General features: G+C 65.0%; 25 protein-coding genes. 18 read left to right on the top strand and 7 right to left on the bottom strand.

Features of this window, described 5'->3' with window-relative positions:
• Nucleotide 1 precedes the first annotated feature (1 nt).
• Nucleotides 2-1,453, top strand: a complete 1,452-nt coding sequence (locus tag CLV47_RS01525; protein WP_106347227.1) for an aldehyde dehydrogenase family protein — start codon at nt 2-4, stop codon at nt 1,451-1,453.
• Here the strand turns inward: CLV47_RS01525 and CLV47_RS01520 are convergent.
• Nucleotides 1,450-2,106, bottom strand: coding sequence for a class I SAM-dependent DNA methyltransferase (locus CLV47_RS01520; protein ID WP_202862319.1), 657 nt, complete (start codon nt 2,104-2,106; stop codon nt 1,450-1,452). The genes CLV47_RS01525 and CLV47_RS01520 overlap by 4 nt on opposite strands.
• A 179-nt stretch (nt 2,107-2,285) precedes the next feature.
• On the opposite strand from CLV47_RS01520, the gene CLV47_RS01515 reads away from it, so the two are divergent.
• Together CLV47_RS01515 and CLV47_RS01510 are read left to right on the top strand one after the other, a co-directional pair.
• Nucleotides 2,286-3,959, top strand: coding sequence for a class I adenylate-forming enzyme family protein (locus CLV47_RS01515; RefSeq protein ID WP_106347226.1), 1,674 nt, complete (start codon nt 2,286-2,288; stop codon nt 3,957-3,959).
• Nucleotides 3,960-3,993: 34 nt separating this feature from the next.
• Nucleotides 3,994-4,344, top strand: coding sequence for a hypothetical protein (locus CLV47_RS01510; RefSeq protein ID WP_106347225.1), 351 nt, complete (start codon nt 3,994-3,996; stop codon nt 4,342-4,344).
• 62 nt (nt 4,345-4,406) lie between these two features.
• Here the strand turns inward: CLV47_RS01510 and CLV47_RS01505 are convergent, their stop codons facing one another.
• Complete coding sequence (locus tag CLV47_RS01505) at nt 4,407-5,297, bottom strand: crotonase/enoyl-CoA hydratase family protein (protein ID WP_202862318.1); 891 nt, start codon at nt 5,295-5,297, stop codon at nt 4,407-4,409.
• A gap of 46 nt (nt 5,298-5,343) precedes the next feature.
• Nucleotides 5,344-5,745 (bottom strand): MFS transporter, encoded by a 402-nt coding sequence (locus CLV47_RS01500; RefSeq protein ID WP_146135251.1) that lies wholly within the window; start codon nt 5,743-5,745, stop codon nt 5,344-5,346.
• A 138-nt stretch (nt 5,746-5,883) separates the two neighbouring features.
• Between CLV47_RS01500 and CLV47_RS22280 the strand changes: the two genes are divergently transcribed.
• Together CLV47_RS22280 and CLV47_RS22275 are read left to right on the top strand one after the other, a co-directional pair.
• On the top strand, nt 5,884-6,291 hold the full coding sequence (locus CLV47_RS22280) for an FAD-dependent monooxygenase (RefSeq protein WP_202862317.1): 408 nt from the start codon (nt 5,884-5,886) through the stop codon (nt 6,289-6,291).
• 15 nt (nt 6,292-6,306) lie between these two features.
• Nucleotides 6,307-7,083 carry an FAD-dependent monooxygenase gene (locus tag CLV47_RS22275; protein WP_202862350.1) on the top strand — a complete coding sequence of 259 codons (777 nt, stop codon included), beginning with the start codon at nt 6,307-6,309 and terminating at the stop codon, nt 7,081-7,083.
• Between the two features lie 3 nt (nt 7,084-7,086).
• Here the strand turns inward: CLV47_RS22275 and CLV47_RS01490 are convergent, their stop codons facing one another.
• Both CLV47_RS01490 and CLV47_RS01485 read right to left on the bottom strand, forming a co-directional pair.
• Nucleotides 7,087-7,737: a 3-oxoacid CoA-transferase subunit B gene (locus CLV47_RS01490; RefSeq protein WP_106347222.1), complete on the bottom strand. Its 651-nt coding sequence runs from the start codon at nt 7,735-7,737 to the stop codon at nt 7,087-7,089.
• Nucleotides 7,734-8,402, bottom strand: a complete 669-nt coding sequence (locus tag CLV47_RS01485; RefSeq protein ID WP_106347221.1) for a 3-oxoacid CoA-transferase subunit A — start codon at nt 8,400-8,402, stop codon at nt 7,734-7,736. The genes CLV47_RS01490 and CLV47_RS01485 overlap by 4 nt, the downstream gene beginning before the upstream one ends.
• A 287-nt stretch (nt 8,403-8,689) precedes the next feature.
• Between CLV47_RS01485 and CLV47_RS01480 the strand changes: the two genes are divergently transcribed.
• The 11 genes from CLV47_RS01480 (at nt 8,690) to CLV47_RS01430 (ending at nt 19,648) form a co-directional block, all read left to right on the top strand.
• Nucleotides 8,690-10,180: an aldehyde dehydrogenase gene (locus CLV47_RS01480; protein WP_202862316.1), complete on the top strand. Its 1,491-nt coding sequence runs from the start codon at nt 8,690-8,692 to the stop codon at nt 10,178-10,180.
• Between the two features lie 43 nt (nt 10,181-10,223).
• Nucleotides 10,224-11,135, top strand: a complete 912-nt coding sequence (locus CLV47_RS01475; protein ID WP_106347219.1) for an NAD(P)-dependent oxidoreductase — start codon at nt 10,224-10,226, stop codon at nt 11,133-11,135.
• The gene (tcuA, locus tag CLV47_RS01470) at nt 11,135-12,628 is read left to right on the top strand and encodes an FAD-dependent tricarballylate dehydrogenase TcuA (RefSeq protein ID WP_106347218.1); all 1,494 of its coding nucleotides are present in this window, start codon (nt 11,135-11,137) and stop codon (nt 12,626-12,628) included. The genes CLV47_RS01475 and tcuA overlap by 1 nt, the downstream gene beginning before the upstream one ends.
• Before the next feature lie 31 nt (nt 12,629-12,659).
• On the top strand, nt 12,660-13,289 hold the full coding sequence (locus tag CLV47_RS01465) for a GntR family transcriptional regulator (protein WP_106347217.1): 630 nt from the start codon (nt 12,660-12,662) through the stop codon (nt 13,287-13,289).
• A gap of 138 nt (nt 13,290-13,427) precedes the next feature.
• Entirely contained in the window at nt 13,428-14,207 is a 780-nt protein-coding gene (locus CLV47_RS01460; RefSeq protein ID WP_106347216.1) for a hypothetical protein, read from the top strand.
• A gap of 74 nt (nt 14,208-14,281) precedes the next feature.
• Nucleotides 14,282-15,049, top strand: a complete 768-nt coding sequence (locus tag CLV47_RS01455; RefSeq protein WP_106347215.1) for an SDR family NAD(P)-dependent oxidoreductase — start codon at nt 14,282-14,284, stop codon at nt 15,047-15,049.
• A 21-nt stretch (nt 15,050-15,070) separates the two neighbouring features.
• Complete coding sequence (locus tag CLV47_RS01450; RefSeq protein ID WP_106347214.1) at nt 15,071-15,850, top strand: SDR family NAD(P)-dependent oxidoreductase; 780 nt, start codon at nt 15,071-15,073, stop codon at nt 15,848-15,850.
• Nucleotides 15,851-16,045: 195 nt separating this feature from the next.
• The gene (locus CLV47_RS01445; RefSeq protein WP_106347213.1) at nt 16,046-16,948 is read left to right on the top strand and encodes an ABC transporter ATP-binding protein; all 903 of its coding nucleotides are present in this window, start codon (nt 16,046-16,048) and stop codon (nt 16,946-16,948) included.
• A gap of 34 nt (nt 16,949-16,982) precedes the next feature.
• Nucleotides 16,983-17,720 (top strand): ABC transporter permease, encoded by a 738-nt coding sequence (locus CLV47_RS01440; protein WP_106347212.1) that lies wholly within the window; start codon nt 16,983-16,985, stop codon nt 17,718-17,720.
• A gap of 9 nt (nt 17,721-17,729) precedes the next feature.
• Nucleotides 17,730-19,025, top strand: a complete 1,296-nt coding sequence (locus CLV47_RS01435) for a sensor histidine kinase (RefSeq protein ID WP_106347211.1) — start codon at nt 17,730-17,732, stop codon at nt 19,023-19,025.
• Entirely contained in the window at nt 19,022-19,648 is a 627-nt protein-coding gene (locus tag CLV47_RS01430) for a response regulator transcription factor (protein ID WP_177557458.1), read from the top strand. Before CLV47_RS01435 ends, CLV47_RS01430 begins: the two co-directional genes overlap by 4 nt.
• A 43-nt stretch (nt 19,649-19,691) precedes the next feature.
• Here the strand turns inward: CLV47_RS01430 and CLV47_RS01425 are convergent, their stop codons facing one another.
• The gene (locus CLV47_RS01425) at nt 19,692-19,994 is read right to left on the bottom strand and encodes a hypothetical protein (RefSeq protein ID WP_146135250.1); all 303 of its coding nucleotides are present in this window, start codon (nt 19,992-19,994) and stop codon (nt 19,692-19,694) included.
• A gap of 175 nt (nt 19,995-20,169) precedes the next feature.
• On the opposite strand from CLV47_RS01425, the gene CLV47_RS01420 reads away from it, so the two are divergent.
• Complete coding sequence (locus tag CLV47_RS01420; RefSeq protein WP_106347209.1) at nt 20,170-20,958, top strand: hotdog family protein; 789 nt, start codon at nt 20,170-20,172, stop codon at nt 20,956-20,958.
• Between the two features lie 95 nt (nt 20,959-21,053).
• Nucleotides 21,054-21,494 carry an OsmC family peroxiredoxin gene (locus tag CLV47_RS01415; protein WP_106347208.1) on the top strand — a complete coding sequence of 147 codons (441 nt, stop codon included), beginning with the start codon at nt 21,054-21,056 and terminating at the stop codon, nt 21,492-21,494.
• A gap of 69 nt (nt 21,495-21,563) precedes the next feature.
• Here the strand turns inward: CLV47_RS01415 and CLV47_RS01410 are convergent, their stop codons facing one another.
• A complete protein-coding gene (locus CLV47_RS01410; RefSeq protein ID WP_106347207.1) occupies nt 21,564-22,211 on the bottom strand; it encodes a nitroreductase family protein in 648 nt (215 codons plus the stop codon).
• Nucleotides 22,212-22,238 lie beyond the last annotated feature (27 nt).

Raw genomic sequence — 22,238 nt, 5'->3', positions numbered from 1 at the left:
GATGAAGTTCCCTTTAGAGTTGGCGATCGGTAACAAATGGGTACCGGTCAAGGAATCGGCCGACATCACCTTCCCGTACGACGGATCTGTGATCGCGAAAACGCCTGTGGGTAACGCCAGGCTGGCAAAGGAGGCCGTCGAGCAAGCGGTGTCCATCCGCGCCGAAATGGCGGCCATGCCGTCACACGCTCGGCGCAAGGCACTCATGGACACGTACGACGACATTGCTGCCCGCGCCGACGAGATCGAGCAGATACTGGTCCTCGAGACCGGTAAACCACTCGTGGACTGCAAGGTCGAGGTCGCGCGCACGCTGCTGACTCTCCAGACCGCGGCCGAGGAGATCTCGAAGTTGCATGGAGAAACCGTTCCGCTGGACGTTTCGCCTGCGGGAGAAGGGATGTTCGGCTTTTGGGTTCGCAAGCCCATCGGCGTGGTCGTCGCGATCACCGGCTTCAACTACCCGCTGCTCCTGGCCGTGCACAAACTCGCGCCGGCGATCGCGGCCGGCTGCCCGGTCATCATCAAGCCCCCACCGCAGGCGCCGATAACGACCATCATGCTGGTGACCCTGCTACGTGACGCCCTTAGTGGAGTCGGTGGACCGGAGGGCGGCGTACAGCTTGTCACCGGCGGTCCCGACGTCGGTGAAGCACTGACCACCGACCCGCGCATCGGCTGCGTGTCGTTTACCGGATCGGCGGAAGTCGGGCATCAGATTGCGCGAGCGGCGGCCCCGACCAAGGTCGTGCTCGAACTGGGATCCAATGCGGCGCTCATCGTTGCTGCAGATGCGGACCTCGATGCCGCGGCCGACGCCGTGATCCGCGGTGGCTACTACGCCAACGGGCAGGCCTGTATCAGCGTCCAGCGAGTGATTGTCGTCGAGTCCGTCAAGGACGCTTTCATGGCAAAACTACTGCCGGCATTGGACAGAGTCGCGGTGGGTGACCCACGCCTGCCTGAAACAAGGGTCGCCGCGCTGATCGATTCTGGGTCGACCGGTCGAGTGCGGTCGTGGGTCTACTCGGCGGTGTCGGCCGGCGCCACGCTCGCCGCGGGCGGGGGCATAAGCGGTACGGCGCTCGAGCCGACTGTGCTGCTCGACGTACCCGACGGTGCAGATGCGTGGGACGAGGAGATCTTCGGCCCGGTCGTCGCGGTCCGCGGCGTACCGGACCTCGACGCGGCGTACGACACTCTCAACAATTCGCGGTATGGCCTGCACTGCAGCATCTTCACGTCGTCACTGGCGACGGCGTACGACGCGGTCGACCGGATCGAAGCCGGCGGCATCGTCATTAACGAGGTCCCCGGCTTCCGCTCGGACATCGCGCCGTACGGCGGCGTCAAGGACTCGGGGATCGGCCGCGAAGGACCGCGCTTCGCGATGGAGGAAATGACGGTGACCCGCATGGTCGCCATCCGACCCTCGCCATCGCGCGAGGCCTAACGGACCTCGAGGACGCACAACCGACAGGTGAGGCCCTCGATCGTGTGGTACGGCTGCTCGTCCATCTGTCGCACGGTCACCGCGGTGCCAGCGTCCAATTCTTCGAGGTGGGCACGGAATCCTTCAGACTCCCAGACGAATGAATGCACGGTGGCGACGACGTAACCACCGGGCTTGGTGACCCGCACAAGCTCGTCGAGGACGGCGGGGCCCACGTGGCCGGCGGTCAGCGTGCCGACGCACAGGACCGCGTCGTACGAGTCGTTTGCCGGCTCGAGCGGCTTGGTGAGGTCTGCGGTCGACAGGTTGCGATAAATACCGCGGGCGCGGGCCTGGTCCAACATCCCCGGCGACAGATCCACGCCATCGAGTACGACGTCCGCCCGCTTGGCCAGTTCGGCGCCGGCAAGCCCCGTGCCACAGCCAGCGTCAAGTACGACGGCGCCGGGCGCGGTCAGGCTGGCCAGCCGCTCGGCCGCCAGCGCGGGAGCGACGTACCCCATGCCGCCGACCGTGTCGGAGTCGTACGTCGTCGCCCAATCGTCGTAGACACGCTCGGCGTCGGCGGTGTTAGTGAGGCCGTAGACCTTCTTCAACAGTTCGTTTTTCGTCTCTTGCACAACTCTCCGATCTTCGGCGTACGAAGTTTCCATGCTGTCACAGTCCCGATTACGCTTCCGGACCCCGTTGATCACAAATTAGAACGTGATTCTCGGTTGGGATTGTCGAGTGACCCCGTTCCCGATATGGTCGCGCTATCGCAACACCAGAGTCCGGGCGGGGATCCCGGACTCTTCGCCTGCCATCACGCCACAAAACGGAGGGACCACGCATGAACCGTGTCGCATCGATCACCCCACCCGGGCTGCCGGAGGAGTTTAAGTTTCCGGCGGTCGACGTCGGTTCAATTTTGCGGGGTGGCGCGCGCCGGTACGGCGACCGAGTCGCCTTCCACAAGGACGGCACAGACGTCACCTTCACCGAGTTGCTTAGCCAGGCCGCCGCGTTTGCCAACGCGCTGAACAACAATGGCATCGGCGAAGGCGATGTCGTCGCGGTACACCTGCCCAACTGTCTCGAATACCCGGCCATCTACTTCGGAATCATGATGTCGGGGGCCGCGTTCGGGCCGACTAATCCGCTACTTCCACCACACGACCTTGCCTTCCAGCTCAGTGATTGCGGGGCAAAGGCTGTCGTTACGTGGGGTCCGGCATCAGCGGTGCTCCAGTCGGTTCGGGAAGAGATTCCGGCGCGTCTGGTGATCACTGTCGACGCCGAACTACCAGGTGCGGTTACCCTCAGCGACTTTGTAGCGGATGCCTCGACGACCCCGCCACCACCGATCGAGGATGCGGCGACGAAACTCGGCCACCTCGCCTACACAGGCGGAACCACAGGCCGCTCCAAGGGTGTCATCATCACCCACGCAAACATCATCGCCAACGTGCTGCAGTCCGCGCGCGGCGGCGGTTCGGTGCCCACACTCGACGCCGAAGGTGACCTCGCGCTCGATCAGGTTGGCTCCGTCGAGGAATGGCCGACCCGGTTGGGTACGGCGGTAGCCATCAACCTGACGCCCTGGTTCCACGCCATGGGGGCAATCGGCTATCTGAACCTACCGATCATCTCGGGCATGACGACCGTCCTGCACTCCCGTTTCGACCCGGGCGCCTACCTCGCCGACGCGGAGAAGTTCCAGGTGACCATCATCGGCGGGGCACCCCCGATCTTTGTGGCGCTGATCCGGCACCCGGACTTCCAGACCCGAGACCTGTCCTCGGTCCGCGGGCTCTCCTCCGGCGCCGCCCCGCTGCCGGTCGCGGTGATCGAGGCACTCGAAGCGAGATTCCCGGACGCGATCATCGGCGAAGGCTACGGCCTGACGGAGGTGACGATGGCAGCAAGCGGCAACCCGGGATGGCGGTCCGGCATACGGAAGGCGGGCACGGTCGGCATCTCGACGTACGGCGCCGACATCTGCCTGATGGACCCGGCCGGCGTCGAGGTAGGCCCGGGTGAAACCGGCGAAGTATGCGTGCGCGGCCCGCAGGTCATGCAGGGATACCACAACCGGCCCGACGCGACGGCAGAAACGTTGCGGGATGGCTGGTTGCACACCGGCGACATCGGATCTATCGATGAAGACGGCTACCTGTCGATCGTCGATCGCGCCAAAGACATGCTGCTATACAAGGGATACAACGTTTACCCTCGCGAGCTCGAGGAGATCTTGCACAGCCATCCAGACATCGCCGGAGCGGCGGTGGTCGGACGCAAGGATGACGAGGTCGGCGAGCTGCCGGTCGCGTTCGTCAAGCTCCGCGACGGCATTGTCGCTACCCCGCAGGCAATCCAGGACTACGTCAACGAACGAGTCGTGCCCTACAAGAAGCTTCGCGAAGTCCACCTCGTCGACGAGATCCCGGTGTCGGCAGCAGGCAAGGTGCTGCGCCGGGAACTACGCGACTCGCTTGCCGACGTACCAACCGCTTCTACCAGCTAGGGGCACGTAGAAGCGGTCAAGGACATACTTAGCTATGCCGAATCCGGACCCGACCGACCCGCGCCGTACGTCGACCAGTTGGTTTCTGTTGGCGCGCTCGCTGATCGGGATTTTCGGACTGGTCGTGCTCCCCGCGATCTTGCTCTATGGATACGCCATCTCCACGGCGTGGTTCTTCGGGACCGAGCCGTCCGATGCGACATTGCGTACGGCGGCATCCGCGCTCACCTGGGCGCGGGTATCGGCGAGCATTTCGTTGTTCGTCGTGGTCGTACTGAGCGGCTGGCTGGCGGCACGGCGCGTCGGCGCCCTCGGTGCGTGGGTGTTCTGCGGGCTCGGGATCGCCGTGACGGCCGTGGTCTGGCACATCGACCTGCCCGCGTGACCGACCCACCACGTGACTGGGGACGACCGTGACAGGGAACGGTGCGTACGGCGAAGCGGGGATCACGGGATGATCACGTTGCCCGGATCGGGCTGCTGGTCCTTCGGAGCCGCGCTGTAGTCACCAAACGGGCCGTCGCGTTGCGCGACCACCGCCGCCACCCCCTGCTGCTCGGCGATCGTGATAAACCGTCTCGCATCAGGGGTGTTGCGCATCAGTCCGTCCAAGATCGGTCCGAGCGTCTGGGTGCTGGCCAGGCCCACGTTCTCGTAGGCTTGGTTGACAACGAGCTTCATCGCGGACAGCTGCGACACGGGGATACTGGCCAACTGCGCGGCCTGCCGCGCCACCTCTTCCTCAAGCTGTGCGAATGGCACCGACTTGTTGATCAGGCCGATCTCTGCGGCTTCCTTGCCTGACACAGCCTTACCGGTCAGTGCGTATTCCTTCGCCTTCGCCAGGCCCAGGCGATAGATCCACATACCTGAGAGGTGTGCGCCCCACATGCGGGCGTACGGCGTACCAATCCGCGCATCATCCGACGCAATCACGATGTCGCCGCACAGCGCCGACTCGCTGCCACCGCCGACACACCAGCCATGCACCTGCACGATCACCGGCTTAGGACAACGCCACATGCTCATGAACTTTTGCGTCGGCGACTCACTCGGTGTCGTCGCCATGACAAAGTCCTTGCCCGGGTCCCACGCGCCGTCCGTGTTCATCTGGTCGTCCCAGTGATGAAACCCGCCACCGAAGTCATATCCCGCGCAGAAGGATCTCCCGGCGCCACGCACGACGACCACTTTGACGTTGGTGTCCCTCGTCGCCTCGACGATCGCGCTCTGGAACTCATCCGGCATCGGCGGCACGATCGTGTTGAGCCGCTCCGGACGATTGAGAGTGATGGTCGCGACCGCGTCCGACACGGAGTAAAGAATGGTCTCGTACATGGTTCCTCCGATCAAAGGTGCCCTCACCATAGATCCGCCTACTTGCTCAAGTCTTCTTGTTCAGGCCTTCGGCGTACTTCACCAGTCGGTCGGCTTCTAGGTCGTCGGCCACGATCGGAGGGGACCCCCACAGCGGCTGAGTCGCCGACTCGCGGAGGAAATACACCGCGACCAGCCCGATGATGCCGCTGACGACCAGATAGAACGCCGGCACCAGATTGCTTCCCGTCATCTTGATCAGCGCCGTCGTAGCCAAAGGCGTCGTACCGCCGAAGGTCGACACGGATGGCGCGGCGAAGCATGCAAGCGTCAGACCAAGCACCACGCACCCGACCAGCGGTCGCCAGGTGCCCGAACTGGTGATCAGCATGAAACATGGAAACGCCAGCACAATCTGCGCGATGGCGCCGATGAAGAACACCGGCCTGCGGCCGATATAGTCGCTCACCCGGCCCACCAGGAGGATGAATACGACGACCGTGAGGATCGAGGCGAGGACCAGCAGGTCGCTGTTGACCTGACCGCGGCCCAGCGTCTCGGTGAGGAAGGTGGCAAGAACCCGGAGTCGCCGCTAAGGTGACCACGAGTGCGGGAGTCGAAGAGATCAGGGGCTCGCTACCTAGTGGGGTGCGACGGCGCGCATAGCGTCGTACGGCGTGGACTCGGGTTGGACTTCGATGGTGACGCTTTCCCGGAGGAGTACATGCTCGGCGACGTCGAGGTGGACTGGCATCAGCCGCCCGGTTGGGGTATTCGCGCCATGCATCAGACCGACGGCGACACCGACGACCTCCTGGTCTGCATCCCGCTACCGGGCCACAACCGCTACCGCATGCCGATGCTCGTGCCCGATGAGCTGCGTACCGCGAAGTCTGACGATCCCGGCGCGGTCGCGCACGGTCTCGAAGGTGGTCGCGCACCGGAACTGCGTCATATACAGGCGGTGCTCGACCGGCTGTCCCCTGAGCCGACGGTCGCATCACACCTGCGGTGAGCATCGGTCTTCCGAATTTCACACCGCATTGTCAACAGCTACGGCACTTACCGGGTATTCGTCGCGGGCGACGCCGCGCACATCCATCCGCCTACCGGCGCGCAAGGGATGAACACCGGGATTCAGGATGGTTACAACCTGGCCTGGAAGATCGCACTCGCGGCAAACGGGCAGGCCGCCGACGGGCTACTGGCGAGTACGTCGCCGAGCGGCGACCCCGTGGGCGAGGAGGTCGTCGGCCGCACTGTACGAAACGCGCGCGAGGGCATCGAGAGCACCAAAGAGTCGCCGGAGACGGTGATCATGCGTGAAGCGCAACTCCTGGTCGGCTATCGCGGCGGGCCACTCGCCGTACCGGATGACGGCGGATTCGACGACGGCGCGCCGTCCGCTGGTGAACGCGCTCCTGACGCCTTCGACCTGACGCGTGACGGCGTCAGTTTTCCGGTGCGACTGTTCGAAGTCATGGACAGTCCTGGCCACAGGTTGCTGCTGTACGCCGATCCCACCGTCGGCGCGGAACAACTGCGCGCCTTGGAGAGTTTGGGCGCCGATACGTGGCGAGGCGAGCTCAATACACGGCTGGTCGTGGCGCCTGGTCTCGAGCCGGCGACTCTCAGGATGCCGGCGATCGTCGACCACACGGGGAGTTTCCGGGCGGCGTACGGCGCCCGCGGCGGTTGCTGGTATCTCGTCCGCCCCGACCGCTATCTCGCTGCCAGGTCGGCGACGGTGTCGGGAGATGGGCTTGCGGCGTACCGCGCTAAGGTCCTTCGTCCGGTCGAGGAGTGACGACTAGAAGTGCAGTTTCGGCTCGGTGGCCGACTGCAGCTCGTCTTTAGTGACCCCGGGTGCGAGCTCGACGACGTGCAGCCCGTCCTCTTCGACCGCCATGACTGCGAGGTCGGTGTAGATGCGATCGACGACGCGTCCCGCGGTCAGCGGATAGCTGCATTCGCGGACGACCTTTGGCTTACCGTCCTTGGTCGTGTGCGACATGATCGCGAAGACGCTTTTGGCTCCCACCGCGAGATCCATCGCCCCTCCAACGGCGGGCGCAACCGTGGGGTCGCCGGTCGACCAGTTCGCCAGGTCGCCGTACTCCGAAACCTCGAATCCGCCGAGCACGGAGATGTCGAGGTGCCCCCCGCGCATGATCATGAACGAGTCGGTGTGGTGGAAGTAGGAGCCACCGGTGAGCAGCGTGACGTGCTGTTTACCGGCGTTGATCAGCTCAGGGTCGAGCTGCTCAGGCGTCGGCGTCGGTCCCATACCCAGGATGCCGTTTTCGCTGTGCAGCAGGATTTCTTTGTCATGCGGCAGTGCGTCTCCGACCGTGGTCGGCATGCCGATCCCAAGGTTCACATACGAACCATCGGGGATGTCCTGCGCGACACGCGCGGCCATTGCTTCCTTGGTGAAACCATGAGTGGTCACTGCGGTCATTTGGACCCCACCTTTACTACTCGGTCGACGAAGATGCCTGGGGTGATGATGTGTTCGGGGTCGAGGTCGCCGAGCTCGACGAACTCATGGACCTGTACGACGCTGAGCTTGCCGGCCGTGACCATCGTCGGTCCGAAGTTACGTGCCGCCGAGTGGTAGGTCAGGTTGCCCCAGCGATCCGCACGCTGGGCATGCACGAGCGAGACATCTCCCGGAAGCGGATCTTCCAGCACGTGCAGCCGGCCGTTGATCATCCGGGTTTCCTTGCCCTTGGCCAACTCGGTGTCCGCTCCGGTGGGAGTAAAGAATCCTCCGAGGCCGGCGCCGGCCGCCCGCATCCGTTCGCTCATCGTGCCCTGCGGTACGAGTTCCAGCTCGAGTTGTCCCTCCGCCCAGCGCTGCTTGAACCAATGAGCTTCCTTGGTCCTGGGGTAGGAACAGATCAGCTTGGCGACCCTCTTCTCGCGGATCAACGCCGCGACGCCGTTGTCGCCTGCCCCGCCGTTGTTGGTGACAATCGTCAGGTCTGCGACGCCGAGGTCGAGCACCGCATCGACGAGTTCCGTCGGTACTCCCGAGTCACCGAAACCGCCAACCAGGATGGTCGCACCATCGGAGATTCCGGCGACGGCGTCCTCGAGGGACGCCACTCTCTTGTCGATCAAGCTCTTCCTCCACAGGATTAGGATGTGCGCAGTACCAAGCGAGGGGGACAGATTGCGCAGACAGACTCACGGCTGAGCGGTACTTACTCACGGATGGTCGCGCAGCCAAAGGTTACCGGATGGATGCTCGTCAGAGGCCAGTTGGTTTCCGACCTCACATTCACTTAGGCATCCTAAGTACCTGCGGCGCCGGACCTGGTCCGCCAACCACCGCTCACATCGCATGCCATGGTATACATTGCCCAGTGGGCCTCGCCCTCGACCCACGACGAACGGAGCGGTCCCCTGTGACTTCAGCAATTGCACCCACTACGACGATGCTCATCAACGGCAACCGGGTGCCGGCCTCCTCCGGCGCCGAGCTGCCGGTCACCGATCCTTACCTTGGCGAGGACTTCGCCACTATTCCGGACGCCGGCGCACCCGACGTCGACGTCGCCATCGAGGCTGCCCGCGCGGCGTTCGACGGGACCTGGCGCGACACTCCCGGCGTACAACGGGCGGCCCTGATGCACCGCTTCGCCGACCTTCTGGAGGAGAACGCCGAGCAGATCGGGCTGCTCGAGTCCCGCGACAACGGCAAGCTGGTCCGCGAGACCACGAGCCAGGCACGGTTCGCTGCACGCAATTACCGGTTCTTCGCCGGCGCCGCGGACAAGCTGTCCGGTCGCACGATCCCGATGGACTCGATCGACACCTTCGACTACACCCTGGCCGAGCCAGCCGGCGTCGCCGCGCTGATCACTGCGTGGAACTCACCGATGCAGTTGCTGGCCAACAAACTGGCGCCGGCCCTCGCTGCGGGCAACTGCGTGGTGATCAAGCCATCGGAACACGCGTCACTGTCCACGCTGGCGATAGCCGACCTCATCGAGCAAGCCGGTTTTCCGGCCGGCGTCATCAATATCATCTCCGGTGGCGCTGCCGCCGGAGCCGCCCTGACCAGTCACCCCGGCCTGGATCGGATCAGTTTCACCGGCAGTGTGCCCACTGGCCGAGCGATCGCGACGGCCGCCGCCCAGAACCTGGTGCCGGTGACGTTAGAGCTCGGGGGCAAGTCGCCCAACATCGTCTTCGCCGACGCCGACCTGGACCGCGCCGTGACCGGTGCCGTCGCGGGCATCTTCGCCGCCGGCGGCCAGACCTGCATCGCCGGCAGCCGCCTGCTCGTCCAGCGCGCCGTGTACGACGAGGTAGTTTCCGCGGTAGCGAAGCGTGCCGACGAAATCCGGCTAGGAGACCCGCGCGACCCGCAGACCCAGATGGGACCGGTCGCCAACCGGCCCCAGTTCGAGCGAATCCAGGCGGTGATCGCCGGCGGACTGGAGTCCGGGGCACACGCCGTGACGACGACGGGGCCGCTGGACGGCGCGGGGCTCGGCAACGGCCTGTTCGTGCGGCCGACCGTGTTTGGGGACGTCTCCAATACCTCACCACTGGCGCGCGAGGAGATCTTCGGTCCGGTCCTCAGCGCGATCCCGTTCGAGGACGACGAAGAGGCCATCGCGATCGCCAACGACAGCAACTATGGCCTGGCCTCGGGCATCTGGACCAACGACCTGACCCGCGCGCACAAGGTCGCCCGTCGGCTGCGGGCCGGCACGGTGTGGGTAAACACGTACCGCGCGAGCGCCGCGCAGGCGCCGTTCGGGGGCACCCGGCAGTCCGGCTACGGCCGCGAGCGCGGACTCGAGGCGCTGCAGGAATACCTGACCACGAAGAACGTCATGATCGACCTGTCCGGCAAGACCGCCGACCCGTTCTCTATCCGCACCTGACCGGCAGTCTTCCTTCGTACCAACGCTTCTTAGGAGTCATCTCGTGACAGATATCCCGACCGTCTCGCTCTGCGGACTGGGCAACATGGGCCATGCTGTGGCAGGGCGGCTCGCCGCCGTCGGTCCGGTGCTCGGCTTCGACCTCGACCCCGACAGGCTCGCCGCGGCCGTCGACGAGCACGGCATCACGCCGGCGTCCGACGTACGCGAACTCGCCGAATCCAGTCTCGTCGTACTCTCGCTGCCCACACCACAGTCGTCACTGCACGTCGTGTCCACGTTGGCGCCCGCGTTGGGCGACGGCAGCGTCATCGTGGAGACAAGCACCGTCAACCCGCAGGACATCGCGCACCAAAACGAGTTGTGTACGACGTACGGCGTCGGCCTGATCGACGCGGCAATCCTGTCCGGCGTCGCGCAGATGGCGCAAGGTACGTCGACCTTGCTGGTCGGCGGCGCGGACGAGCACATCGAGAAAGCGAGCCGCGTACTGGATGCCTTGGCGCCCACCGTGAAGAGGTTCGGCGCGCTCGGCAGCGGGATGGCCGCGAAGGTCATCAACAACGCGGTCGCGCATGCCGTAATGGTCATCCTCGTTGAGGCGGGGGCGCTCGCGTCGGCGACCGGTGTCGAGGCGCAGGCACTAGTCGACCTGCTCAGCGGCCCGGACGCCGGCTTGACCCGGCCGCTGACCTACCGGTTCGCCGAGCGAATCATGAATGGTGACTATGCCGGCGGGATGCCGACCGACGCGGCCCGCAAGGACTCGACGCTGGCCCTCACCCTCGCGCAGGAGACCGGCGTACCGCTGTTTGCCACACAGGCCGCGCACACGGTCTACGAACTCGCCATGAGCGAAGGCCTAGGACGTCTCGACTACTCATCGATCGCGACCCTCTGGGAGCGGTGGACCGACCGCCCGATGTCCGCCAAGCCGACGGCGGAGGATCACTAATGCCTGCCGACTACGACGTAGTGATCATCGGCGGCGGCAACGCGGGGTTCTGCGCAGCGCACGCCGCAGCCGAGCAAGGCGCCTCGGTGCTCATGCTCGAACGCGCGCCCGAAACCGAAGCCGGGGGCAATTCCTTCTACACTGCGGGCGCCTTTCGCTTCGCGATAGACAGTCTCGACGACGTGGTGGACCTCTTCGACGACGAGATAACTACTGAGCGGCTCTCCGACTCGGTGCTTCCGCCGTACACCGTGGCGGACTTCCGCCATGACATGGAGCGAGTCACCGAGGGCCGCTGCGACCCGTTACTGACCGACGTACTGGTCAGCCGATCTGCGGACACGGTGCGCTGGCTCGCGGGCCGCGGTCTGCAGTGGCGCCTGATGTATGAACGACAGTCCTACCTCTCTGGAGGCAAGTGGGTCTTCTCCGGCGGCCTGTACGTCGGCACCGTCAGCGGCGGCAAGGGCCTGATCGCCCGGCACACCGCGGCCGCGCGCGCCGCCGGGGTCGAGATCCGGTACGGCGCGGACGTCACGGGCTTCTCCCTGACCGGCCAGCCAATGGTCAACTACCGGTTTGGCGACGGCAAGGCTACGCAGGTATACGCCGGCGCGATCGTCCTCGCCGCAGGCGGCTTCGAGTCGAGCCCTGAACGCCGCGAGAAGTACCTAGGGGCCGGCTGGGGCGCGGCGATGGTGCGTGGCTGCCCGACAAACACCGGCGACGTACTCGAATTGGCGCTGGCGGCGGGCGCGGCGCCGTACGGCGACTGGACCTCATGTCACAGCGTCGCGTGGGACGCCGGAGCACCGCCACAGGGCGGCAACCGTGAGCTGACTAACCAGCTGACCCGACAGAGCTACCCGATCGGGATTGTCGTCAACACCGCCGGTGAGCGCTTCGTTGACGAGGGCGCCGACTTCCGCAACTACACCTACGCGAAGTACGGCAAGGAGATCCTGGCGCAGCCGGAAGGCCGCGCCTTTCAGCTATTCGACGCGACAACCCGGCCGCTGCTGCGCAAGGAAGAGTACGACTCGACACCGATCTCCGACGCGGTCGCCGACAGCCTGCCCGAGCTGGCCACAAAGCTCGGCATCGATCCCGACGGGCTCGTCGAGACCGTGGACGCTTTCAACGCCTCGATCATCGACAAACCGTTCGACCCGGCGGTCTTCGACGGGCGCGCCGCGCAGGTCATGCCGCCCAAGTCCAACTGGGCGATGGCGCTGCAGACCCCGCCGTACTACGGGTACGCCGTCGGCTGCGGCGTGACGTTCACCTTCGGCGGCGTACACGTCGACGACACGGCCAACGTTCTTGATCGTGACGGCTCGTCCATTCGCGGCCTGTATGCGGCCGGCGAGATGGTCGGCGGGCTATTCTCAGGCAACTACCCCGGTGGTTCGGGTCTGACCTCCGGGGCAGTGTTTGGGCGACTTGCTGGGGAGCACGCGGCGCTCACCGCGCTCAACAAAGTCTCCGGATAACCGCCACACCCGAATAGACGGAGGTACCGGAATGCCGGACGCATACGAACGCTTACGCGCAGAGATCGTCGAAGGCGAGTTCGCACCCGGTACGGCGCTCGTCGAGGTCTCGCTCGCCGAACGCTACGGAACGAGCCGTACGCCGATCCGCGAGGCTCTACGCCGGCTCGAACAAGATGGGCTCGTCGAACGCGGATCGCGCGGGATGTGCGTGCGCACCCGCAGCCCAGAGGAAATTCTGGAGATCTACGAAGTGCGGATCACCCTCGAGGCCACGGCGAGTGGAGCGGCAGCGCAGCGGCGTACCGAACTGGACCTGATGCGAATCAAGGCCGCGCAGTCCGCGATGGCCAGGGTCTCGCCGAGCGACCCGCACGCGATGGCCGCGGCAAACCGCAATGTGCACGAGACGATCTGGGCGGCGAGCCACAACGGCACCATCGTCGACCTGCTGACCCGGCTCAACAACCACCTCACCCGTTACCCGGCGACCACGCTTTCCTCCGCCGGTCGCTGGGACGAGGCGCTCGCCGAGCACGAGGCAATCATCGCGGCGATCGAGGCGCGCGATCACGTGCGCGCGGCCGAACTCGCCGGGGCGCACATGGAAACCGCGCGCAACCTGCGCCTTGAGATCTACAGCAAGGAAATCGTCGGCTAGTCGTCGTACGCCGCCTTAGCTGGAAGACTTGATGCGCTCAGCGCACCAAACTTTCCCGCTAACCGCCGTCCACAGCCTTTCGCGCTATCCACAGATTTGCGGCAAGCACCCTGCCAGCGGTTCGCGATCGATCGGGGCATGTTTTGGACCGGCACCGCGACGCCTCCCTGGTCAGCGCTCGCGTGGTCGGCTTTCATCGTTGGAGGTAGCGAGGCGCTCATCTCGGGGCATGCCGCGGCGTACCTCCAGGACTTCGCGGATGAGCCTGGATTTCCGATCGAGCTGATGGTCCCGCATCATCAGCGCGTGACCGCCCGGAAGTACGCGTCGTACATCCGCGTCGATCCGACGGTACGTCGACACCGCACCCGAAGTGGGCTGCGGTGCGTAGGAGTCGAGGACACGGTGCTGGATTTGTGCAGCACAGCCACGCCGCGCGAGATCGTCGGGTGGGTGACCGTCGTTGCTCAGCGTCGGCTCACGACACCAGCGCGGTTAAAGGAAGCTCTTTCTCGCCGCCAACGAATGCCACACCGCGAGTTGATTGAGAAGTTGCTCGATGACGTCGGCGCCGGCGTACACAGCGTGATCGAACTCGACTACGTCAATCGGGTCGAACGACCGCACGGCTTACCGACCGCGCACCGGCAAGCTCATGCCGGGAGTGAACGGGAATGGGTCGACAATCTGTACGAGGATTGCGGGCTCGTCGTTGAAGTTGATGGGCGGCGTTGGCATGCCGATGCATTTCGGGACCGGGCTCGCGACAACCGCAACGTGCGCGCCGGTCATCCGACATTGCGCTACGGGCCCGAGGAGATTTTCGTGGAACCGTGCGGCGTCGCGGTTGAAGTAGTCGGTCAGCTCATCCAGCTGGGTTGGGCGGGGTCGTTCGTGCGTTGCCGCAAATGCCCCTAGTCTGAGACTTAGCTGGAAGATTTGGTGCGCTCAGCGCACCAAACTCTCCCGCTAACACCTAATAGGGAGAGTTGATGGACTACGGCAGGTTGTTTGACATGAGTGGCCGGCACGCGGTCGTCATCGGTGGCGGCAGCGGAATCGGCCGCGAGTGCGCACTGGCCCTGTCGGCGCACGGCGCGAGGGTGACTGTCGCGGATCGCGATGCCGACGCTGCCGCGCATACGTGCGCGCTTGGCGACCGGCTCACGTCGTACGAGCTCGACGTACTCGATGAGGCCGCGATTGCCACTGCGGCAAGGAATCTGGGCGCCGTCGACGCGCTGGTGTTCACCGCGGCTACCAACGTCCGCAAACGGATAGCCGACTACAGCGTCGACGAGTTCGACCGCGTGGTGTCACTCAATATGCGCGCGTCGTTCAACCTCATTCGCGAGTTCGGCAAGGTCATGGCCGCACGCGGTCGCGGCTCGATCGTCGGCTTCTCGTCCATCCGCGCCGTCGCCGTGGAGCCCGGCCAGTCGGTGTACGCCGCAACCAAGGCCGGCCTGGTGCAGCTGTTACGGACGGCGGCCGCCGAGTTCGGCCCGTCCGGCGTACGCCTCAACGCGATCGCCCCAGGAGTCGTCGAAACGCCCCTGACGCAACAGATCCGCGACAACAAGGAGTGGTACGACGCATACGCGACCAAGAGCGCGCTCGGCAGATGGGCGCGGGCCGACGAGATGGCCGGCGCGGCAGTGTATCTGTGTAGCGACGCGTCGTCGTTCGTGACCGGCAGCGTGCTGTACGTCGACGGCGGGTGGACCGCGATCGACGGCCGCTACGAGCCGCCCAACTAGCCGGTGCGCTAGTGTCCGAATATGTCGAGACTAAGCACACTGAGCCGTTCAATCGATGGTCGCGTAGCGATCGTCACCGGGGCCGCGTCAGGGATGGGCCGCGCGACCAGCCACCTGTTCGCCGATGAAGGAGCGAAGGTCGCCGTGGTCGACCGCAACTCCGAGGGCGTCGAGTCCGTAGTCCGCGAGATCACCGATGCCGGCGGTACGGCGAAGGGATACGTCGCCGATCTTGCCGACGGCGACGCGATTCCAGGCCTCGTCGATCAGGTCCGCGGGGACCTCGGGCCGATTGACATCCTAATCAACAACGCGGGCATCAGCCTTCCTGGCGTGATCACCGACGATCACTGGGAAGAGAACTGGATCAAGAGCTTCGCCGTCAACATCACCGCCCAGGCCAAGCTCGTCCGCGCCTGTCATGACGACCTCGTGCGCAACGCGGATGGCCGGATCGTCAACATCGCCTCCACAGAAGGACTTGGCGCGACCAAGGGCATGAGCCCCTACACGGCGTCTAAGACCGGAGTCACCGGACTGACCCGCTCGCTCGCCCTGGAGTACGGCGACCGCGGGGTGACCGTCAACTGCATCTGCCCGGGACCGATCCGCACGGGCATGACCGCAGGGATCAACGACGAGGCGAAGAACAAGTTCGCCCGCCGCCGGGTGCCGCTGCGCCGGTACGGCGACCCCGAAGAGGTCGCCCAGATCACGCTGTCGCTGGTGCTCCCCGCGGCGTCGTACCTCAACGGAGCGATCATCCCGGTCGACGGCGGCATGATCGCGCAGAACACCTGAGCGTCGGGTCCACACAACGGACCGACAGCGCAACGGACGGGCAGCGCAAACGAGCGAAGGGCCGGCATCCACCATCTGGAGGATGCCGGCCCTCATCCTTAAGGCGTATGGATTCTGTCCTGTTGCCCGATACCGCCGCGGCCTGCGAGCGGGCACTCTCGATAGCGAACATGACGTATCGAGAGAGGCAGACCGGTGTCGGTCATCGCAATCAGCAACCTACGCAAGACGTACGGCGACAAGGTCGCTGTCGAGGACGTGTCTTTCACGGTCGAGGAAGGCGAGATCTTCGGTATCCTCGGCCCCAACGGCGCCGGCAAGACCACGACCGTCGAATGCATGATCGGGCTGACGAAGCCGGACGGCGGCACGCTCGAAGTGCTCGGGCTCAATCCCGTACGCCAGCAGCAGGCGTTGACCAAGTACGTCGGCGTACAACTGCAGGAAGCCTCGTTGCCCGACAAGATGACCGTCGCCGAGGCGATGGAGCTGTATTCGTCGTTCTACGACGATCCGGCGGATATCGACGAGCTGCTCCAGGATCTCGGTATTCAGGACTCCGCGAAGACTCGGTTCGCGAAGCTGTCCGGCGGCCAGAAGCAACGGCTGTCGATCGCGCTCGCGCTCATCGGGCAGCCGCGCATCGCCGTACTCGACGAGCTCACGACCGGTCTCGACCCGGTGGCACGCAGGGAGACCTGGTCGCTGATCGAGCGGATGCGCGACCGGGGCGTGACGATCGTGCTCGTCACTCACTTCATGGAGGAAGCCGAACACCTCTGTGACCGCATCGCGATCATCGACGCAGGCCGGGTCGTCGCGCTCGATACGCCGGCCGGGCTGGCAATGCAGGTCGCCGCCGAACAGACGATGAGGTTCATCCCATCCGCGCCGGTCGACGAGGCGGCGCTCAAGGCACTCCCCGAGGTCACCTCGGTCAGCCATGACGGCGACCACCTCGTCATCGCTGGCAACGACACTGTCATCCAAGCCGTCATGGGCGTGCTTGCGCGCAACAACATCGTGGCCGGGCAGCTGCGCGTCGACCAGGCGGACCTCGACGACGCATTCGTCGCGATCACCGGCAAAAACCGCTAGCCACTGACTTCTCTACCGCATAAGGATTTCTGTTATGTCTGCACTCACTGTCATGACCAAGAACGAGGGACGGCTGTTCTTGCGCGAGCCGGCAGCCGTCTTCTGGTCACTCGCCTTCCCCATCGGGCTGCTGATCATCTTCGGTCTCATCCCCGCGTTCCGGGACACCGATCCGGATACCGGCCTGCGGCTGATCAACACCTATACGCCGACGCTGCTGTTGATGGCGATGACGTTCCTCGCGGTGTCCGGCCTGCCGACCACACTTACGACGTACCGCGAGCGGCTCATCCTCAAGCGGCTCGCGACCACGCCAATCGGCCGTTCGAAGATGCTCGCCGCGCAGCTCCTGATCAACCTCATTTTTGCGGCCGTCATGATCGTCGCCGTAATCGTGATCGCGCGGCTGGCGTTCGACGTACCGCTGGCTGACAACATCGTCGGCTACCTACTCAGCCTGATACTGATCGCCGTCGTGCTGCTCTCACTCGGGCTCCTGGTCGCGTCCATCGCGAAGACCGCGAAGGTGGCCACCGCAGTTGGCACTATCCTGTTCTTCCCACTGATGTTCTTTGCCGGTTTGTGGATTCCGATCCAGGCGATGCCTAAGACGCTGGCCACCATTTCCGAATACACTCCGCTCGGTGCAGCCACGAGATGCCTGGAGGCGGCCGCTTCCGGCGGATGGCCGCAGATCGGGCACGTCGGTGTTCTCGTCGCTTACATAGTTGTATTCGGCGGTATCGCCGTGAAAACATTTCGCTGGGAGTAATACTCATAGATGGCCAAGGACTCGCAGGCGAAGGTAGAACATCGGCTCGCGGTGTGGGAACGTCGCCAGCCGGCGTTCTATCTCGGCGCTCCGTATGTGTTGCTGGCGATCGCGTTCGCTACCTCGATCGCGATTCCCCCGGCAACCGTAGCGGCCCGCGTCGCCGTCGGCTGCCTGGTCATCGCGAGCGCGGCGTGGGAATACCTGTTTTGGACCTCACGCCCGGCGCCTCGTGCTGATCTCTCCTCGAGGTATACGTCCGTGTACCTGTCGGGGCACATGCTCATCGCTGCCTCGCTTGTCTGGCTCCAGCCCTGGTTCGCGCTCGCTACCTGGTTTCTCCTGTTGCGCTCGGTGGAGGCGACGTCCCGCAAAGGGCCACGCTGGGGTTTCCTTCTCGCGACGGCGGCCATCCTCGGCTTCGGGCAATGCGGCGGTCAAGCGACGGTGCTGCACGGTGGATGGTTTGCGTGGCCCGCCCTTTTCTTGGTCAACGCAGGAATTGGCGGCGCGATGGTCCAGTTCGAGCATGTCAGCGAGGTCCGCGGAGAACAGCGCCTACGTGACATCGAGCGCCTTCAAGAATCAAATTCTCGACTCGAGAGCGCGCTGGCGGAGAACGCCGGGCTTCACGTCCAGTTGGTCGCTCAGGCGCGCGAGGCCGGCATCACCGATGAGCGTCAGCGGATGGCCCGCGAAATCCACGATACGATCGCGCAAGGGCTGGCCGGGGTCATCACCCAGCTGGAGGCGGCGGACCAGTCGGTCGACGACGAAGCGAGGTCGCGCCATCTCGAAGTCGCCCGGTCGATCGCCCGGGAAAGCCTCACCGAGGCGCGCCGTTCGGTGCATGCGTTGCAGCCGGCGCCGCTGGAGGAAGCTCGGCTCCCAGAGGCGGTGACCGCGCTCGCGAAGCATTGGGCCGAGGTCAACAACGTCAACGTCGACGTACGTGTCACCGGGGAAAGTTTCCAGATCCTCGCCGACCTTGAGGTCGCGCTCTATCGCGTTACGCAGGAGTCGCTGACCAATATCGCCAAGCACGCCTCGTCCGGCAACGTCGTACTTACCCTCTCGTATATGGACTACGCGGTCGCTCTCGACGTACGCGACGACGGGACCGGCTTTGACAAGGACGCGCGCGTGGGCGCGTCCGCGCTCGGCGGGTATGGGCTGCGCGCGATGCGTGACAGGATTGAACGAGCCGGCGGCGAGTTCTCACTCGATTCCACGCCCGGCGAGGGTACAACGGTCAGCGCCGTCGTACCGGTCACCGCACAGCCTGCCGTCCAAGGAGAGTCGTGAGCCCGATCAAGATCCTGATCGTCGACGACCACCCGATCGTCCGGGACGGTCTGCACGGAGTTTTTGCCAGCGACGCGAGCTTCGAGGTTGTCGGCGAGGCCGGTAACGGCATCGAGGCGCTGCGCCGGCTGGAGCAGGAGTTGGTCGACGTCGTACTGATGGATCTGCGGATGCCCGAAATGGGCGGCGTGGAGGCAATCGGCGCCATCCGCGAACGCTGGCCGAGCGTGCGCGCGTTGGTCCTGACGACGTTCGACACGGACAGCGACGTGCTGCCGGCGATCGAGGCCGGCGCTATTGGCTATCTACTGAAGGACTCCTCCGCGGCTGAGCTCAAGGAAGGGGTGCGTGCGGCGTACGCCGGGAGGCCCATGCTCGCGCCCAGTGTCGCCGGGCGGCTGATGGGCCAGGTCGGAAAACCCGCCGCGGCGACACTGAGCCCCCGCGAGACCGAGGTCCTGCGGCTGATCGCCGACGGCTCCACCAACCGCCAGGCCGCAGAAAAGCTCTACATCGGCGAGACCACGATCAAGACCCACCTGCTGCACGTCTACGAGAAGCTCGGCGTGCGCGATCGGGCGGCGGCGGTCGGCGAGGCGTACAAGCGCGGCCTGCTCGGTTAGTGAGCCCGCCGCAATGTCGGCCTCAGACGGGAACAAGCAAGTATTAGTCGTCGGCTCCAACGAGCCGCTTCTGGTAGCCCGGGTCAACGAGGACTGTGACGTCGAACGTGCACGGCACGAACTCCGCCCACTGGGTCAGGTATCCCTGCAACGTCTCGGCCGAGTCGACCTCAAACAAGGCGACGGCGCCGCGACCCAGCTTCGGGTAGAAGTACTTCACCGTGCCGTCGGCCTGGAGTGGGGCGAGCCATTCCCACACGGCGCTGCGGTCGGGCGCGGCCGCCGACGGTCGCATCGGAAGTGGATAAGAGTTGACCAGGGCGATCACAGCACGATTCCTGTCCATCGATGGGATTGACACAACGACCGCAATACGACGTGCACTCGCAAGAGCGCCATCCGCGGCCGACGTGGCCACTGTGGCACAAGACCATCCCCCGTTGACCGGTTGGGTGACTCATGACTGGCTTCCGACCACTCGGACCTGCGCATGGACTGCTAATCGCGATACGCTCCCGAGCATGATTAGTCGAGCACTCCGTGCATACAACACCGCGGCCGAGTCCGAAAACAAGATCCACGACGACGCCACCGCGCAGCGTTTCGGGTTTACCGGCGGCCTAGTGCCCGGGGTCGAAGTATACGGCTATCTGAGTTGGGGTCCGGTCTCCACGTGGGGCGCCGACTGGCTCAGTCGCGGCACCCTTGAGGCCCGCTTCGGCAAGCCGGCTTATGACGGCGACCTCGTGACGGTCGAGTTTGATGAGGACAGCGGCGAGTGCCGGCTGCGCAATCCGGACGGCGAAGTCGTCTCCACCGGCCAGGCGACTCTGCCAGATGCGGCACCGGAACCGCCCGATCCCTCACGTTTCCCCTTCGCAGAGCTGCACGGGGACAAACCGGCCGCCTCACCCAAGAGCCTCGCGACCGGCACGATCCTGGCCAGCTTCGTGACCGACTTCCCCGACGACACATCGACGACGTACCTGGACGACGTACGCGAAGACCTGTCGCTGTACGCCGAGGACGGACTCGCCCATCCCGGCTGGATGCTTCGGATGGGTAACCGGATCCTGGTCAGTAACGTCGTACTGGGTCCGTGGATCCACGTGGGCAGCGCAGTGCAGAACTACGCGCCCGTCTCGGCGGGGGCACATCTGGTGACCCGCGGGACGGTCGGCCGCGAATACGAGCGGTCCGGTCACCGGTTCGTCGAGCTCGACCTCGCCGTGTTCGCCGACGACTCGATCGTCTCGACCATCACGCACACGGCAATTTACCTACCACGCCAGGTGGCCGAAGCGTCCTGAGTCGAGGCGCTCAGTCGTAGCCGTTTGTCCCTGGCCACGCGGCCGCCTCCACGCCTATGGTGAGGCCACATTCACTCAACGAGAGGGAGTTAGCAATGGCAATCGCGGAACGTACGGCCCAGACGGTGTGGGAAGGTAACCTCCCCGAAGGCGCGGGCACAGTCAACGGTGGCAGCGGCGCGTTGAAAGACCTCGCGGTCACATGGGCGGCGCGCACCGAGGCCCCAGGCGGGAAGACCAGTCCCGAGGAGTTGGCCGCAGCGGCACACTCCTCCTGCTATTCGATGGCGCTGTCGTTGATGCTTGGCAAGGCGAAAACGCCCCCGGAGAAACTTACGGTCACGGCCGAGGTGACTCTGGACGAAGTCGATGGAGCACCCACGATCGTATCCTCGGAACTCACCGTCGTCGGTCGAGTACCGGGAATCGAGGAGGCAGCGTTCATCAAGACGGCCGAGGAAGCTGCGGCATTCTGCCCGATCTCCCGGCTGTTCGCCGGTGCGCAAATTACCGTCGACGCCAGCCTCGAGAAGTAGTACGGCGCACCTGAAAGGGAGTCGACCGCTGGCGTTTCAGCCGTCGGCTCCCTTTCAGTTAGGCCATGTCTATTCCGGAGTCGAGTTGTCCCAGGTGTTCCAGAAGGTGATGTCCTCGATCGGACCGCGGACGGCGGGCTTGAAGTCGGTGCCCTTGGTGTAGGCAACCGGAAGCATCGCGGCCTGCGTGAAGCCCTCAGGAATCCCGAGCAGCTCCGCGGTTTCCTGAGCATGCGCGAGATGGAAGGTCGTCCACACCGAACCGAGGCCACGCGAGCGCAGCGCCAGCGAGAAGCTCCAGATCGCCGGATGGATCGAGCCGAAGAACCCGGCCGCTTGCTCAACACTCGTCGGTTTTCCGGCGATGCAAGGGATCACGAGCGCAGGGACCTTCTCGATCACGTCGACGAGGTAGCCCGCCGAGTCGCGCACCTTGCGGGTCTGCGCATCGGTGTCTTCCTGGCCCTTCGCGGCCATGTACTTGTTGCCCACCGATTTGTAGAACTCGGCAAGCTTCGCGCGCTTGGCCTGGTCGGTGACAACCATCCAGCGCCAGCCCTGAGAGTTGCTTCCAGTAGGTGCCTGTACGGCGAGGCGTAGACAGTCAAGAATTACCTCGGGTTCGACGGGGCGTTCGAGGTCGAGCCTCTTGCGTACGGCGCGGGTCGTGCTCAGCAGCCAGTCGGCGGCCTGCTTCTGTTCGGCAGTAATCGTCATGGCTCGACCATAGCCGTTGGGCATTTC

The organism is Antricoccus suffuscus, assembly GCF_003003235.1.
Taxonomy (GTDB): Bacteria; Actinomycetota; Actinomycetes; order Mycobacteriales; family Antricoccaceae; genus Antricoccus; species Antricoccus suffuscus.
Note: the sequence above shows the minus strand (reverse complement) of the source record. Positions and strands in the feature narration are given on the sequence as shown.

Bases quoted from the DNA above. Each gene is read 5' to 3' on its own strand.
- CLV47_RS01525 (WP_106347227.1), top strand. From the start codon at position 2: ATGAAGTTCCCTTTAGAGTTGGCGATCGGTAACAAATGGGTACCGGTC.
- CLV47_RS01520 (WP_202862319.1), bottom strand. From the start codon at position 2,106: ATGGAAACTTCGTACGCCGAAGATCGGAGAGTTGTGCAAGAGACGAAA.
- CLV47_RS01515 (WP_106347226.1), top strand. From the start codon at position 2,286: ATGAACCGTGTCGCATCGATCACCCCACCCGGGCTGCCGGAGGAGTTT.
- CLV47_RS01510 (WP_106347225.1), top strand. From the start codon at position 3,994: ATGCCGAATCCGGACCCGACCGACCCGCGCCGTACGTCGACCAGTTGG.
- CLV47_RS01505 (WP_202862318.1), bottom strand. From the start codon at position 5,297: ATGTACGAGACCATTCTTTACTCCGTGTCGGACGCGGTCGCGACCATC.
- CLV47_RS01490 (WP_106347222.1), bottom strand. From the start codon at position 7,737: ATGACCGCAGTGACCACTCATGGTTTCACCAAGGAAGCAATGGCCGCG.
- tcuA (WP_106347218.1), top strand. From the start codon at position 11,135: ATGCCTGCCGACTACGACGTAGTGATCATCGGCGGCGGCAACGCGGGG.
- CLV47_RS01465 (WP_106347217.1), top strand. From the start codon at position 12,660: ATGCCGGACGCATACGAACGCTTACGCGCAGAGATCGTCGAAGGCGAG.
- CLV47_RS01460 (WP_106347216.1), top strand. From the start codon at position 13,428: ATGTTTTGGACCGGCACCGCGACGCCTCCCTGGTCAGCGCTCGCGTGG.
- CLV47_RS01455 (WP_106347215.1), top strand. From the start codon at position 14,282: ATGGACTACGGCAGGTTGTTTGACATGAGTGGCCGGCACGCGGTCGTC.
- CLV47_RS01450 (WP_106347214.1), top strand. From the start codon at position 15,071: ATGTCGAGACTAAGCACACTGAGCCGTTCAATCGATGGTCGCGTAGCG.
- CLV47_RS01440 (WP_106347212.1), top strand. From the start codon at position 16,983: ATGTCTGCACTCACTGTCATGACCAAGAACGAGGGACGGCTGTTCTTG.
- CLV47_RS01435 (WP_106347211.1), top strand. From the start codon at position 17,730: ATGGCCAAGGACTCGCAGGCGAAGGTAGAACATCGGCTCGCGGTGTGG.
- CLV47_RS01425 (WP_146135250.1), bottom strand. From the start codon at position 19,994: ATGGACAGGAATCGTGCTGTGATCGCCCTGGTCAACTCTTATCCACTT.
- CLV47_RS01420 (WP_106347209.1), top strand. From the start codon at position 20,170: ATGATTAGTCGAGCACTCCGTGCATACAACACCGCGGCCGAGTCCGAA.
- CLV47_RS01415 (WP_106347208.1), top strand. From the start codon at position 21,054: ATGGCAATCGCGGAACGTACGGCCCAGACGGTGTGGGAAGGTAACCTC.
- CLV47_RS01410 (WP_106347207.1), bottom strand. From the start codon at position 22,211: ATGACGATTACTGCCGAACAGAAGCAGGCCGCCGACTGGCTGCTGAGC.